Consider the following 13,359-nt stretch of genomic DNA (forward strand, 5'->3'; position numbering starts at 1 on the left):
ACAGAAAAGGAAAATAGTATGCACGATCGGCGTCTCGCCGCCCGCGCGGGTGAACTCAAGCCCTCCGCCGTCCGCGAACTTCTCAAGCACAGTAAACTGCCCGGCGTGATCTCGCTTGGCGGCGGCATCCCGGCCCCGGAACTGTTTGATACCGAAGGCCTGGAGCAGGCGGTGCAGAAGGTGATGAGCGAGCGTTTTAATGACGCATTCCAGTACGGTCTGACGGAAGGCTACCCGCCACTGCGCCAGGCGGTGAGTGAAATTTGCCAGTCCCGTGGCGTCGCCTGTTCAGCCGCCCAGGTCTATATCACCTCTGGCTCCCAGCAATCGCTGGATATCGTTGCCCGTACGCTGCTCGATCCGGGCGATACTATCGTCGTTGAGCGTCCTACCTATCTGGCGGCGCTGCAGGTATTTCAGCTGGCGCAGGCCAATATCCTCAGCGTCGACACCGACGATGACGGGATGTTGGTGGAGCAACTGGCCGACCTGCTGGAGACCACCCGCGTCAAAGCCGTTTACCTGGTGCCGACGTTTGGCAACCCTGGCGGCAAAACGCTGAGCGAGGCGCGTCGTCGCCGTCTGGTTGAGCTGGCGAAAAAATATGATTTCGTCATTCTGGAAGACGATCCCTACGGCGAAATTAGCTTTACAGACGCCGTGCGACGCCCGCTCTATCAGCACGCTGTCGAGCTGGGCTGTGAAGATCAGGTGGTTTACACCTCGACCTTTTCGAAAATCCTCGCGCCGGGGATGCGTATCGGCTGGATCGTCATGCCGGACTGGCTGGCGCAGCAGACGGTGATTGTGAAGCAGGCGGCGGATCTGCATACCAATATGCTGTCGCAGGTGATCACTGCGGAATACCTCAGTCTGAACCGGCTGGAGAACCAGATTGCGTTGATTCGCGAAGACTACCGCAAGAAGTGCGTGGCGCTCGCCGATGCGCTGGAAAGCCGCCTTGGCGAGCACCTGGAATTCAGCCGCCCACAGGGGGGAATGTTCCTGTGGGCGCGTTTCCGCTATCCGTTCGATACTATGGAATGGATGAAGAAAACGCTGGAAAACGGCGTGGTGTACGTCCCGGGTGAAGCGTTCTATCACGATAAGCCGGATACCCGTACCCTGCGCCTTTCTTACTCCACGGTGTCAGAAGCCGGATTGCTGACGGCCGTTGAGCGGCTGGCAGCCTCCCTGTAACGACCCTGCTGTGCGCCGCTTCTCGGCGGCGCACAGCTCCGCGTGACGTTAACGTCCAGCGCAGGGTCAATCCGTTTCGGCGATCCGGTCATCGAGCCAGACCAGCATCAGCGCTGCGAGAAAAGCCAGCGCAAAGGTACCAATAAACAACAACATAGACGTCCCTCGCGGGTTAATTATTTTTCTGGTTTTACCGGAGAGATATTGTTTCGATCGGAGATAGAGATTTTTGTTCCAGCGGCGTGGCTGGCGAGAGAGAAAAAGTCATCGGCATCAATATCGAAGTTAAGAATAATTTCCCTGTACTTCCCACCGTTAATTAACGCTTTGGCTTCTTTAACACTACTGGCAATAATGACAGGCATCAGTTTTATCTCATTTTGAAAACTGTGAAGCAAAATAAGAGTTAGTTCGTACCAGATCAACTACTTTTTATCGTATTCCGCCGCAGAAAAAACGTCGTACTGTGACGCGACGACGACCGGATATTTTGTGACAGCGATCCGGTCATCAATAGCACAATCTTATTCGACGCTGGCGATATGCTGCAATTTTGCCAACTCGTCAGGATGATTTCCCCTGTTGTTTTTCGCGCAATATCTCGTCGCAGCGCTGCCGGTCCTGACGCAGCGCCTGCTGTTCCTGCGGGCTGAGCTGGCGCCAGGTATCCAGCATCCGCTGCCCCAGCGCCGGAAGGTAATGGGTTTTATGCAACGCATAGTCTGAATTTCCCCCCTCGACGATATTCTGCATATCGTCGAGGAACTGGCGGCTGTCCTCATGATCGATTACGCAAAAGACAGCCCGGTAGTAAGCTTCGTCTTCCTCGGTGTAATGCGGGGTGAACCACCAGACCAGCAGCGCGATAAGCGCCAGCAGCGGGATAATTAAGGATAATTTTTTCAACATCAGTTTTTCGGCCGGAGACAATCAGCCGTCAGTGTACCTGCAACGACGGCCTGATGTAAGCGCCGGCCCCGGCGGGCCGGCACAGGCTAGTAGCCGACCGGGTAGATGCGTCCGGTCTGAACCCCTTCAATGCTGCGGCGATAGGCCTGCGCCACGGCGGCAGCGGGAACGTTGGGAAAGCCCGGGAAAAAGTCGCCGTAGGCCGCCAGCGACTCGCTGAGCACAGTGGGGCTGATGAGATTGATGCGGATCCCGCGCGGCAGTTCGCAGGCGGCGGCGCGGACAAAGCCTTCCAGACCGGCGTTGACCGTCGTGGCATTGATCCCCTGAGCAATCGGCTCCTGCGCGACAATGCCGCTAACCAGGGTAATCGACCCGCCGTCGCGCAGAAAGTGCTGCCCGATCAGCGCCAGGCGAATTTGCCCCAGCAGCTTGTCCTGTAGCCCGAGATTGAACTGGCTGTCAGTCATGGTGCTTAACGGCCCAAAATGCAGATTGCCGGTGGTGGAGACGATGGCATCTACTTCGCCCGTTTGGGCAAATAGCGCCTCGACGCTCTCCTGCGAGGTGATATCCACCTGATAATCTCCCCGGGTGCGGCCGACGCGGATAACGTCATGTCTCTGGCTCAGTTCTTCGCTGACCGCGCGACCGATGGTGCCGCTGGCACCGATAACGATAATTTTCATGGCAGACTCCTGATGAGGTGAGAGGCTATTTTTTAATAAAACGAATCTCGGATAAACTGGCGAAAAGTTAGAACATTACTAACCAGAGGTTAGCAATATGGACAAATTACGAGGGATGGAGACGTTTATTGCCGTGGTGGAGTGCGGCAGCTTTACCGGGGCGGCGTCGCGCCTGGGGCTGTCGGCGGTGATGGTTGGGAAATATATCGCCCAGCTGGAAAGCCAGCTGGCGACGCGTCTGCTGGAGCGTAACACCCGACGCCAGAGCCTCACCGACGCCGGGCGGGTCTATTTTGACGAAGCAAAACGGGTGATGGAGCAGGTCTCCATCGCCGAAAGCGCCGTTGAGCGGCTGCGGCTGGCGCCGGCCGGTACCCTGCGGGTGAGCGCCCCCACCTCGTTCGGCGCCAGCGTGATCGCGCCCCTGACCGCCACCTTCCTGCAGGCCTGGCCTGCGGTTCGGGTGGAACTGGATCTGACTAACCGGATGGTCGATCTGGTGGATGAGGGGGTCGATCTGGCGATCCGCATCGGCGAGATCCATCAGGAGGATCTGGTGGCTCGCTACCTGGCGCCGTATCGGATGGTGATCTGCGCCGCACCGGCTTATCTGGCGCGTTACGGAACGCCCGGGAGGCCGGAAGATCTCGCCGATCATCTCTGCCTGTCCCATACGGTCTGGACCGCCCGCAACGAGTGGCGGCTGCCGGGCGTAGAGGGAGAAGTGCGCTGGAAACGCGATGCGGTTTTGCGCTGCAACGATGGCTACGCGCTGCGCCAGGCGGCGATCGCCGGGGCCGGGCTGCTGATGCAGCCGGAGGTACTGCTGGCCGATGCGCTGGCCAGCGGCAGCCTGGTGCGCGTGCTGGAGGCGTGGACCCCACAGCCGAGACCCGTGCATCTGCTCTGGCGCCAGGATCGCCGGCCCCTGCCGAAGCTGACGCAGTTTATCGCCCATCTTCAGCAGGGAATGGCCGACGCGCTGACAACGACCCGCGCATCGGAATAATCACTCCTCCCGCAGCGCCTGCTGCCAGTCGGCAATCAGATCGTGAGGATCTTCGATCCCGACCGACAGGCGGATCAGCTGCGGTGTGATACCGTTCGCCAGGCGTTTCTCCAGCGGGATCGAGGCATGGGTCATGCTGAAGGGCTGGCTCACCAGACTCTCCACGCCGCCCAGACTCTCCGCAAGCGTAAACCAGCGCAGCTTGCTGATGATGCGTTCGGCGTAACCGTCATCGCCCTTCACCACCACCGAAATCATGCCGCCGGGCAGCGCCATTTGCTGGCGCGCCAGCTGATGATGCGGGTGCGAGGCCAGCCAGGGGAACCAGACCCGCTCCACTTCCGGCTGCTGTTCCAGCCATTCCGCAAGCTGCAGCGCGTTCGCGCTGTGGCGCTCCATCCTCAGCGCCAGGGTGCGGATGCCGCGTAGCGTCAGGAAGCTGCTGAACGGGTCAAGCACGCCGCCTACCGCATTCTGCAGATAGCCAAGCTTTTCCGCGAGCGCGGAGTTATCGCCAACCACCGCCAGGCCGGCGACGACATCGGAATGGCCGTTGAGGTACTTGGTTGCGGAGTGCACCACAATATCAAACCCATGCTCCAGCGGGCGATGGATCGCCGGCGAGGCGAAGGTGTTATCGGCGACGCTGATCAGGCTATGGCGGCGCGCAATGGCGGCGATGGCGCTGAGATCCGCCAGCTTCAGCAGCGGGTTGGTGGGCGTTTCCACCCAGATCATGCGCGTATCGGGGCGGATCGCCGCTTCAATCCCCTTCAGGTCGTCGGGTTTCACCCAGCTCACCTGCAGACCCGCGCTACGGCGGCGAACGTTTTCCAGCAGGCGGTAAGTGCCGCCATACACATCATCGACCGCCACCAGGTGACTGTCCTTATCCAGCAGCTCCAGCACGGTGGAGATGGCGGCCAGCCCGGAGGCGAACGCGTAGCCGCGCGTGCCATTTTCCAGATCGGCGATCGCGGTTTCCAGCGCATGGCGGGTGGGATTCCCGCTGCGGGAATATTCATAGCCGGTGTGCTGCCCCGGCGCCGGCTGAGCAAAAGTGGAGGTGGCGTAAATCGGCGGCATCACTGCGCCGTGGCTGTCGGTGAAGGTTCCGCTATGTACACTCAGGGTGTGGATAGATGACATAAAAAATTCCTTATTGTGCGACTCGGTTACGCCAGGCGGTCAGTACATCGCTGCGGGTGACCAGGCCAAGAAAACGCGCGTTGTCAGCGATCACCGCCACCAGACCGCGATCGAGAATGGCCTGCAGTTCGCTCTCTGGCGCATGCTTATCGAGAGTTTCAACATGGCGGCTCATCGCTTCGCTGACCGGCAGGGAGAAGCGTTGGCGATCGCCCTGTACGTGGCGGATCAAATCCCACTCATCGACGATGCCGACCACGCGGCCATCTTCCAGTACCGGCAGTTGGGAGATGTCATACAGCCGCATGCGGGTAAAGACCGCGGCCAGGGTGTGGTCCGGCGCGGCCGTGACGGTAGCGCCTTCGTCATGGCGCAGGGCGATAAAATCACTGAGATCGCCCTGTTGGGGCCGGGCGATCAGTCCTTGCTGGCGCATCCAGTCATCGTTGAACATTTTGGACAGGTATTTATTGCCGCTATCGCAGGCGAAGGTCACCACCCGTTTCGGACGGCTTTGCGCCCGGCAGTAGCGCAGGGCGGCGCTGAGCAAGGTGCCGGTGGAGGAGCCGGCCAGCACGCCCTCGACCTGCAGCAGCTGGCGCGCAGTCTGGAATGCTTCGCGGTCGCTGACGCGATACGCGGTATGCACTCCCTCCAGCCTGGCCAGCGGCGGGATAAAATCTTCGCCGATCCCTTCGACCAGCCAGGAGCCCGTTTCACCGTAGCGTCCGGTATCGACCTGATCGGCAAGGATCGAACCCGCCGGATCGGCGAGAATAAATTCCGTTTTCGGCGAGTGTTCTGCAAACCAGGCCTGAAGCCCACCCAGCGTACCGCCGGAGCCGACGCCGACAACGATGGCGTCAATGTCGCCTTCCAGCTGCTGATAAAGCTCCGGCGCAGTGGAGGTGGCATGGGCCAGCGGATTGGCGTCGTTATTAAACTGGTCGATGTAAAAGGCGCCCGGGGTTTCATCGGCAAGCCGGCGGGCATAATCCTGATAATAGGCTGGGTGGCCTTTATTGACGTCGGAACGGGTGAGCAGCACCGTCGCGCCCAGCGCCCGCAGGTGAAAGATTTTCTCGCGGCTCATTTTGTCCGGCACCACCAGGATCAGCCGGTAATTTTTCTGCGCCGCGATCAGCGCCAGGCCGAGGCCGGTGTTACCGGCGGTGGCTTCGATTATCGTTCCTCCAGGCGCCAGTTTTCCCTGGCGCTCGGCTTCATTAATCATCGACAGCGCAACGCGATCTTTAATTGATCCGCCCGGGTTCTGATTTTCCAGTTTTAAAAACAGACTGCAGGGGCCGGTATCCAGTTTATGCAACTGGAGCAGGGGAGTATGACCGATCAGATCGCTCACGGAATGAAACAGTGACATAACCATTTACCCACTCGTTTAAGATATTTTTGCATGGTAGAGCTGTGAAAATGGTAATTTAAAGAATATTTCTCTGTCAGTTAGCGCGAAATGGAATATAAGATGCTATTTGGCCATCTGGAGGGAAAGCAGGGCAGCCACCTGGGCGGATCGATTGCCAGAAAAGGGCGTTTTTAGTCGCTTTTAGCGAGAAAATGGCGATTTTAATCAGTGTGTTATTTGATATCTGAAAATGTAATTGCGAAAAGATTCTATGGGGGGAGGCGGTCTGCGCTTGCCGTTAAGTGGCAGCTGGCTGGCCAGGAGAATAGCGCAGCAGAGAAATCACGGGTTAGCGTTGTTCGATGAAGAGTACTGGCTATAGAAAAGCAAAAAACGCCTTTTTGGCGGGTTCTTTAAATAGTGGTGCCCGGACTCGGGAACATTCAGTACTCTATTAAATTAAAATTTATCATAAATCTGTTTTTTGGTTAATTATCAAAACGCTGCGTTAGACTCATAATTTTATTTTTAAATCAAAACACTAGATTTGAAAGTTTAAAGGCATGTCCGGTTCGATACTCCGATTCGATTCCTTATAAATTTATCGTAATGACATCTGCGTTACGCATGTTGTATACTTTATATCCAGAGAAACACAAGAGGACAACACCATGCCAGCCGCAAACAGTATGACGATGAAACGCGAAACCTTGAACCTGCGCATCAAGCCCGCCGAGCGCGATCTTATTGATCGGGCGGCGAAAGCCAGAGGGAAAAACCGCACTGACTTTGTGCTGGAGGCCGCCCGCGCTGCCGCTGAGGAAGCGTTGATTGAGCAACGCATCATTATGGCCGATCCGCAGGCTTATCAGGAATTTCTCGCTCGTCTGGATCAGGCTCCTGAGCCCAATGCCGCATTGCGTAAAACCATGCAGACCCCTGCGCCGTGGGAACAGGAAAAATGATTTCTGCCCCTGAGCCGCTTCACGCCGGGCATATTCTTACTCCATTCTGCAGTGGCGTGGATTCGATGGATAACTGGCTGAAACAGCGGGCGATGAAGAACCAGCTTTCTGGCGCATCCCGCACGTTTGTCTGCTGCGACGATGCGAAGGTAATGGCGTACTACTCACTGGCTTCCAGCGCTGTGACGACAAATACTGCGCCTGGTCGTTTTCGCCGCAATATGCCTGATCCGATCCCGGTTGTGGTGCTGGGTCGTCTGGCGGTGGAGAAATCACTACATGGGAAAGGTGTCGGGCGGGCGCTGGTACGTGATGCCGGGCTGCGTGTGATTCAGGTGGCGGAGACTATCGGCATTCGCGGGATGCTGGTTCACGCCCTGTCGGATGAAGCACGGGATTTTTACCTGCGGGTGGGGTTTGAGCCGTCGCCGATGGATCCGATGATGCTGATGGTGACGTTGGGGGATTTGGTTCATGCCTGATTGGTATTATTTATAATTACAAGAGAATCTGAAGTGTTTGTTAAACCCGTAGTGATTCAGTCCCACATGTATCGTCGGTCAGATTAGCAACCTGGGACCACGGTCCCATCTGCTCATTTTAGTACTATTTAGTCTGTGACTATGGTCCCAACTGACGGTCAGGAAGGCTTCCAACTGTATGTCAAATTTATGCATAACAGTCTGAACCAAGTAATGCAGATTTGTCGTACCGTGACTGGCTATCAAGCTCTTTGAACGCGAAAAGACGTGGATGCAGATCTAAGTAATAAGCTCCCCGCTGTAGCTGGGAAAATCCGACAAAGGATGTTCTGTATGGACTCACAGGATGTATTGTATATCGTCCGATGTTACGGCGTCGTCAAGCGGTCCTTTACCGCTCCAGGTCACCAATTAGCATATGGAAGCTTAAAGGTCGCCGATGGCGAACTAGATAAGGTTGCCTGCAAAATTCACCGCACAGGTGAAAACAGCCCAGTTAGTCACGACAAGCCATAAAATTAAAATGAATTGACGACGCTGTGCAAATCACATTTTTATCGCCGCTATGAACGCTGTGTTCCGGAAACGGCAAAACGGGGAGGGGATGAATAGACCTGCATGTTCTAAGTAATAATTTGTTGCTATGTTGAACGCGAAGAATGATAATTGCTAACAGGAAGCTAATATTACTAAAGGGAAATTTAGATGCCTTCAATTCTCGCAAGGTTGTCAGTTTGTATTATTCTGTCATTGTTTATAGTTTCTTGTTCGGGAAGTTTTGATAAAACTATTGATTATCAAGATGCTAAACAGATGCCCGGCTATGGGTATATAGTCATGGATTTCAGACTGGCAAATGAAATGGCGTATGGCAATGGCTATATTCCAGGAAAAACAAACTATACAATTTCTTATAAAAATAAAGGTGATATTTTTTTTGTTGATATTCAGCATGCTGATTTTCGTAATAGAATATTAAAGGCATACATACCATATATGAAAGGCTATACCTTAATAGGTATAGGGAGAAGTTATTGGTATCCTTTTTTTAGATGTGATAAATGTGACAATGAGCCACAGTTAAAATTTTTATATATAAACATTGTAAAATCTGTGGATGAAGCCTGGTGTAGTGAAACAACTTATAAAAATTTACGATCATTTAATGCAATGGACGGTTGCTCTCAAATGGTAGGTGTAGAAGAATCTAGAAAAGTTACAGGAGATGTTCTTATCACCCCAGAATTAAAATCTGATTTCCAGGGGATGTTCACCCCTTATCTGAAGCCAGGACGTTAATTACGAGGCTCTTAAGTTGATCTCCTCCCAGAAAAGAGTGACAGGATAAACTGAAGTCTACGGTTTTTCTTCCATCTCACAGAGAGGCATATCGCCATGAAAAAGACCCGTTATACCGAAGAACAGATTGCATTTGCACTGAAGCAGGCCGAAACCGGCATCTGTGTCGGGGAAGTCTGCCGAAAGATGGGCATTTCTGAAGCCATTTTTATAATTAGAAGATAAATTCGCTGCTCTGGGCGTAACTGAACTTGAATTGCGTCGTCTGCGGCAACTGGAGGATGAAAATCAGCGGCTGAAAAAGCTTGTGGCTATAAGACCTACCGGGGCGGAGTCAGCTCACCCTCAGTTGTACCCTCGCAATGGACATGATGCGGGTTGAAGTTGATTGAGTTGGGTGGAGTTAAGGGATTGAAGAGATGTTGATTTCTGCGGGCTTGGAATGCAAAAACGGACCTCCGTGGAGGTCCGTTGCTATGAATTTGGTGCCCGGACTCGGACTAACGCCGCAGGCGTTGAACAGCGCGCGTGCCGCGCTGGCCCCGAAGGGGTGAGCCGCTGTGCGGCGAATAATCGAACGCAGTTCGATGGAGAGTCCGGTCGTAGAAAAGCAAAAACCCGCCTTGTGGGCGGGTTCTTTAAATAGTGGTGCCCGGACTCGGACTAACGCCGCAGGCGTTGAACAGCGCGCGTGTCGCGCTGGCCCCGAAGGGGTGAGCCGCTGTGCGGCGAATAATCGAACGGAGTTCGATGAAGAGTCCGGATGCAGAAAAGCAAAAACCCGCCTTTTAGGCGGGTTCTTTAAATAGTGGTGCCCGGACTCGGAATCGAACCAAGGACACGGGGATTTTCAATCCCCTGCTCTACCGACTGAGCTATCCGGGCAACGGGGCGCATTAAACCGTAATCGCCGCGCCTCGTCAACGAAATTTATCTGTTTTGCAGCAGACTGAACAATCTATCACCACATTGCGCTAAAAGCACGCGTCTTCAGGCAAAAAACAGCGTCCAGGCCGCTGAAATTGGCATCGCCAGCACCAGCGCAGGCAGCATATTCACCACCGCAAACATTTTTATCCCGCAGATGCGCAGCCCGGTGGCGACCAGCAGCATGCCGCCGACGGCGCTGAAATCCGCCAGCATCATTGGCGTGGTAAGCGGCATTATGATCGCCGCGCAGGCTGCAAGAGTCAGCTGGATAAGCAGCATCGGCACGCTGATAGCGGCGACGGCAATGCCCAGGGTGCAAGCGAAAATGGTGGCGGTGAAAAAGTCGAGAAACGCTTTGGCAATCAGAATGCTGGCGTCGCCGGTCATCCCTTCGCGCATGGCGCCGAAGACGCCGGTGCCGCTGGCGCAGAACAGGACGATAATCGCCACATAGCTCTGAATATAGGAGTCATGAGCCGAGGCTTTTTTCTTACCTTTAGCTGACAGCAGCTGCTGGAGCTTACTGACCAGGGCATTGATCCCTTTTTCCATATTGCATATTTCGCCGAGCAGCGTCCCCACCAGGGTTGAGAGCACCATCACCGGCAGATTGGCGCACTTAATGACCAGTAAAATGCCGATGCCCAATGACGCCAGGCCAAAAATAGAGGTCATTGCGGTACGGATCCGTTCCGGCAACCGTTGGCTGAGTAAGGCGCCCAGCACACCGCCGACCAGCACCGCGCTGGCGTTAATAAAAGGTCCTGTAACCACGCTGACTCCTGTTAAATATCCCTGATAACCGCATTATTATGACGTTAACCCGCCGTGAAAGCTTGTGTATCCGTGATATAAGTGCATACGGTTTTCATCTTGCGCCTGTTCGGGAAAGGTGCCATGATTGCGCGAATTTTCTCCTCCCTGATATGAGGCCGCCGATGACGACACAGCCATTATCTCGCCAGCGACGCCGCGCCCAGATGCGCGGGCTGCCTCATCTTGCTACGCTTACCCCTCTGTCCACTATGCGGTGAAGGACACGTATGCTCACTGTAGGGCAACAGTAAGATCGGACGCGTCTGCTTTTACTGATGTCCGGCGGTCGGAGCTGAATCCGTCAGACCCGGACACATCGTTGGGCAAGGTCTCCCTTGTCTGAGATTTTTACACTCCCGATACGGGCATTTGCGCTTATGAAATCCATGCACATTGCCGCCAGCTACGAGCTGGTCACCCGCTTGTCCACCCACCGTCGCGTTGTGGCGCTGGACAGTACCGATTTTACCGATGTGGCGGCAGTCGTCATCACCGCGGCGGACAGTCGCAGCGGCATCCTTACTCTCCTCAGGCGTAGCGGATTTAATCTGCCGGTCTACCTGCTGAGTGAGACGGTGGTCGAGAGGCCAGAGGGGGTGCAGGCGGTGATCGCCGGTAAAGATCAGGAGTGGCTGGAGCTGGAGGCGGCGGCCTGTGATTATGAAGCGCGTCTGCTGCCGCCGTTTTTCAATACTCTGACCCAGTACGTCGAGATGGATAACAGCACTTTTGCCTGTCCGGGGCATCAGCATGGGGCGTTTTTCAAAAAGCACCCTGCAGGCCGTCAGTTCTATGACTTTTTTGGCGAAAATGTCTTTCGCGCTGACATGTGCAACGCCGACGTGAAATTAGGCGATCTGCTGATCCACGAAGGGTCGGCCAAGCACGCGCAGAAGTTCGCTGCGAAGGTGTTCAATGCGGATAAAACCTATTTCGTCCTCAACGGCACTTCGGCGGCCAACAAAGTCGTGACCAATGCGCTGTTGACCCGTGGCGATCTGGTGCTGTTCGATCGTAACAACCACAAGTCGAATCATCACGGGGCGCTGATTCAGGCGGGAGCGACGCCTGTCTATCTCGAAGCCGCGCGCAATCCGTTCGGCTTTATCGGCGGCATTGATGAGCGCTGCTTTGATGAGCGCTACCTGCGGGATCTCATCCGCGAAACGGCGCCAGAGAAAGCCACTGCCCCCCGCCCGTTTCGTCTGGCGGTGATCCAGCTCGGGACCTACGACGGTACGGTCTATAACGCCCGTCAGGTGGTGGATAAGATCGGCCACCTCTGCGATTACATCCTGTTCGACTCGGCATGGGTGGGCTATGAGCAGTTTATCCCGATGATGGCCGACTGCTCGCCGCTGCTGCTGGAGCTGACCCCGGACGATCCGGGTATTTTTGTCACCCAGTCCGTGCACAAGCAGCAGGCCGGCTTCTCACAGACGTCGCAGATCCATAAAAAGGATAACCATCTGCGCGGCCAGGCGCGCTTCTGTCCACACAAGCGGCTGAATAACGCCTTTATGCTGCATGCCTCCACCAGCCCGTTCTATCCGCTGTTCGCCGCACTGGACGTCAACGCCAAAATCCATGAAGGTGAGAGCGGCCGTCGCCTGTGGGCCGAGTGCGTGGCGCTGGGCATTGAGGCGCGCAAAGCAATCATCGCCAACTGCAAGATGATCCAGCCCTTTATTCCGCCGATGGTGGCGGGGCGCCCGTGGCAGGATCACCCGACCGAGGCGATCGCCCGTGAGCGCCGCTTCTTCAGCTTCGAACCCGACGCGCGCTGGCATGGTTTTGAAGGCTACGCGGACGACCAGTATTTTGTCGACCCGTGCAAGCTGTTGCTGACCACCCCGGGCATCGACGCGGAGAGTGGGGAGTACAGTGAGTTCGGCATTCCGGCGACTATTCTGGCGCATTATCTGCGTGAAAACGGCATCGTGCCGGAGAAGTGCGATCTCAACTCGATTCTGTTCCTGCTGACGCCGGCGGAGAGCGCCGAAAAAATGGCGCATCTGGTAGCGATGCTCGGGCAGTTCGAACAGCATATTGAGGCGGATACGCCGCTGGCCGATGTGTTGCCGACCATCTACAACAAATATCCGGTGCGCTATCGCGACTATACCCTGCGCGAACTGTGCCAGGAGATGCACGATCTGTACGTCAGCTTTGACGTGAAGAGCCTGCAAAAAGAAATGTTCCGTAAACGGAGCTTCCCGCGGGTGGTGATGAATCCCCAGGATGCCAACCACGAGTTTATTCGCGGCAACGTTGAGCTGGTGCGTCTGAGCGAGGCGGAAGGCCGCGTCGCGGCGGAGGGGGCGCTGCCGTATCCGCCGGGCGTGCTGTGCGTGGTGCCCGGCGAGGTCTGGGGCGGCGCCGTGCTGCGCTATTTCCTCGCGCTGGAGGAGGGGGTCAATATGCTGCCGGGCTTCTCGCCGGAGCTGCAGGGGGTTTACAGCGAGACGGATCCGGACGGCATTAAGCGGCTGTATGGCTACGTGCTGAAGGGATAAAAAAACGCCCCGCCAAACAGGCGGGGCGTTTT

General features: G+C 55.8%; 12 protein-coding genes, 1 tRNA gene and 1 pseudogene. 7 read left to right on the forward strand and 7 right to left on the reverse strand.

Going from position 1 to position 13,359, the window contains the following annotated elements; translation table 11 throughout:
• Positions 1–18 precede the first annotated feature (18 nt).
• The gene (locus tag LGL98_RS03620) at positions 19–1,200 is read left to right on the forward strand and encodes an aminotransferase-like domain-containing protein (protein ID WP_136031424.1); all 1,182 of its coding nucleotides are present in this window, start codon (positions 19–21) and stop codon (positions 1,198–1,200) included.
• A gap of 176 nt (positions 1,201–1,376) precedes the next feature.
• Here the strand turns inward: LGL98_RS03620 and LGL98_RS03625 are convergent, their stop codons facing one another.
• The 3 genes from LGL98_RS03625 to LGL98_RS03635 form a co-directional block, all read right to left on the reverse strand.
• Entirely contained in the window at positions 1,377–1,565 is a 189-nt protein-coding gene (locus LGL98_RS03625; protein ID WP_025710483.1) for a hypothetical protein, read from the reverse strand.
• 199 nt (positions 1,566–1,764) lie between these two features.
• Positions 1,765–2,109 carry a hypothetical protein gene (locus LGL98_RS03630; protein ID WP_136031426.1) on the reverse strand — a complete coding sequence of 115 codons (345 nt, stop codon included), beginning with the start codon at positions 2,107–2,109 and terminating at the stop codon, positions 1,765–1,767.
• An 86-nt stretch (positions 2,110–2,195) separates the two neighbouring features.
• Positions 2,196–2,798, reverse strand: a complete 603-nt coding sequence (locus tag LGL98_RS03635; RefSeq protein WP_136031428.1) for a short chain dehydrogenase — start codon at positions 2,796–2,798, stop codon at positions 2,196–2,198.
• 97 nt (positions 2,799–2,895) lie between these two features.
• On the opposite strand from LGL98_RS03635, the gene LGL98_RS03640 reads away from it, so the two are divergent.
• On the forward strand, positions 2,896–3,807 hold the full coding sequence (locus LGL98_RS03640) for a LysR family transcriptional regulator (RefSeq protein WP_014906929.1): 912 nt from the start codon (positions 2,896–2,898) through the stop codon (positions 3,805–3,807).
• Here the strand turns inward: LGL98_RS03640 and LGL98_RS03645 are convergent, their stop codons facing one another.
• Together LGL98_RS03645 and LGL98_RS03650 are read right to left on the reverse strand one after the other, a co-directional pair.
• A complete protein-coding gene (locus LGL98_RS03645) occupies positions 3,808–4,956 on the reverse strand; it encodes a trans-sulfuration enzyme family protein (protein ID WP_136031430.1) in 1,149 nt (382 codons plus the stop codon). It abuts the gene before it with no gap.
• Between the two features lie 10 nt (positions 4,957–4,966).
• Positions 4,967–6,343, reverse strand: a complete 1,377-nt coding sequence (locus LGL98_RS03650) for a pyridoxal-phosphate dependent enzyme (protein WP_168435287.1) — start codon at positions 6,341–6,343, stop codon at positions 4,967–4,969.
• Positions 6,344–6,990: 647 nt separating this feature from the next.
• Here LGL98_RS03650 and LGL98_RS03655 point away from each other — a divergent pair.
• From LGL98_RS03655 to LGL98_RS03670, 4 genes and pseudogenes are all read left to right on the forward strand, one after another.
• Positions 6,991–7,284 (forward strand): type II toxin-antitoxin system TacA family antitoxin, encoded by a 294-nt coding sequence (locus LGL98_RS03655; RefSeq protein ID WP_025710477.1) that lies wholly within the window; start codon positions 6,991–6,993, stop codon positions 7,282–7,284.
• A complete protein-coding gene (locus LGL98_RS03660) occupies positions 7,281–7,766 on the forward strand; it encodes a GNAT family N-acetyltransferase (RefSeq protein WP_136031433.1) in 486 nt (161 codons plus the stop codon). The genes LGL98_RS03655 and LGL98_RS03660 overlap by 4 nt, the downstream gene beginning before the upstream one ends.
• 705 nt (positions 7,767–8,471) lie before the next feature.
• Positions 8,472–9,065 carry a hypothetical protein gene (locus tag LGL98_RS03665; protein ID WP_046881922.1) on the forward strand — a complete coding sequence of 198 codons (594 nt, stop codon included), beginning with the start codon at positions 8,472–8,474 and terminating at the stop codon, positions 9,063–9,065.
• A gap of 96 nt (positions 9,066–9,161) precedes the next feature.
• A pseudogene (locus tag LGL98_RS03670) lies at positions 9,162–9,378 on the forward strand (transposase); the annotation flags it as partial.
• 496 nt (positions 9,379–9,874) lie between these two features.
• Here LGL98_RS03670 and LGL98_RS03675 read toward each other — a convergent pair.
• Positions 9,875–9,950 (reverse strand) — tRNA-Phe (locus LGL98_RS03675).
• Between the two features lie 105 nt (positions 9,951–10,055).
• Positions 10,056–10,769: a DUF554 domain-containing protein gene (locus tag LGL98_RS03680; RefSeq protein ID WP_136031435.1), complete on the reverse strand. Its 714-nt coding sequence runs from the start codon at positions 10,767–10,769 to the stop codon at positions 10,056–10,058.
• A 419-nt stretch (positions 10,770–11,188) separates the two neighbouring features.
• Here LGL98_RS03680 and LGL98_RS03685 point away from each other — a divergent pair, with 419 nt between their 5' ends.
• Positions 11,189–13,327, forward strand: a complete 2,139-nt coding sequence (locus LGL98_RS03685) for an ornithine decarboxylase (protein WP_136031439.1) — start codon at positions 11,189–11,191, stop codon at positions 13,325–13,327.
• Positions 13,328–13,359: the final 32 nt, after the last annotated feature.

Origin of the sequence: Klebsiella africana (genome assembly GCF_020526085.1) — a bacterium.
Classification (GTDB): Bacteria; Pseudomonadota; Gammaproteobacteria; order Enterobacterales; family Enterobacteriaceae; genus Klebsiella; species Klebsiella africana.